This is a genomic window from Natrinema soli (assembly GCF_028618695.1).
On the sequence record NZ_JAQIVI010000278.1, the window covers coordinates 1 to 952 of the forward strand.

The window sequence follows — 952 nt, forward strand, 5'->3', positions numbered from 1 at the left end:
AGTTCGACGCCGTCGTAGCCCGCGTCGGCGAGGTTCTCCCGCGCTTCGACGACCAGGGGCCGGGAGATGTCGACGGCGTGAACGTTCGTTTCGCCGACGACCTCGGCCGCGACGGCGGCGGTGTAACCGACGCCGACGCCGACGATCAGCACCGACTCGTCGTCCTCGAGTGCGAGTGCCTGGAGCAGTCTGGCGGCCGTGCTCGGGGCGAGGACGCGGGTGCCGAGGGCGTCGTGTTCTCGATCGGCGTAGGCCGTCCGTTCGTCGTCGAGAAACGCGTGCCTGGGCACGTCGCGCATCGCGACGGCGACGGTCTCGTCCGAGAGGACGTTCTTGGGCGCGACCTCGAGGCCGTCGACCATGTCCTCTCGCAGTACCGCGAGGTCCATGCGCCAGCTATCGCACCGGCAGTTATGAATGGCGCGCTTGCTCGTCCGTTCGTCAGCTACCCTCGCATCCGGACGAATCGAACGCCACCGTTCCTGGTCCGTTCGAGCGAGCCGTCGGGACGTTTCGTCGCGTCGACGAGCGTCTGGCGACCGGTCCCGATCGGCGCGAGCACCTGGCCGCCCGGTCGGACCTGTTCGACGACGGGGTCGGGAACGTCGGCCGCCGCGCAGGTGAAGTAGACGGCGTCGTAGGGTGCGTGCCTGGGCCATCCGTCGCGTCCGTCGCCGACCCTGATCGAGACGTCGTCGTAGCCCAGGTCCGCGAGCTGGTCGCGGGCCCGCTCGGCCAGCTCTCCGCTGTACTCGACGGAGTAAACGTTCTCGTCGCCGACGAGTTCGGCCGTCATCGCGGCGTGGTAGCCACAGCCGGTGCCGATTTCAAGGACGGCGTCGCCGGGGTCGGCCTCGAGGAGGTCGGCCATGATCGCCACCATGTGTGGCGCGCTGATCGTCTGTCCGTCGCCGATCGGCAGGGCCCGGTCGGCGTAGGCGCGGTCCCGACG

Annotated in this window: 2 protein-coding genes; both read right to left on the reverse strand. The window is 69.6% G+C overall.

The features are described 5' to 3' along the window. Window positions 1-389 (reverse strand): protein-L-isoaspartate O-methyltransferase family protein (locus tag PGX04_RS16990; RefSeq protein WP_273739603.1); only part of this gene is annotated, 389 nt, incomplete at its 3' end. A gap of 56 nt (window positions 390-445) precedes the next feature. Further along, window positions 446-952: protein-L-isoaspartate O-methyltransferase (gene pcm, locus PGX04_RS16995; RefSeq protein ID WP_273739604.1), on the reverse strand; the 507-nt coding region annotated here is incomplete at its 5' end.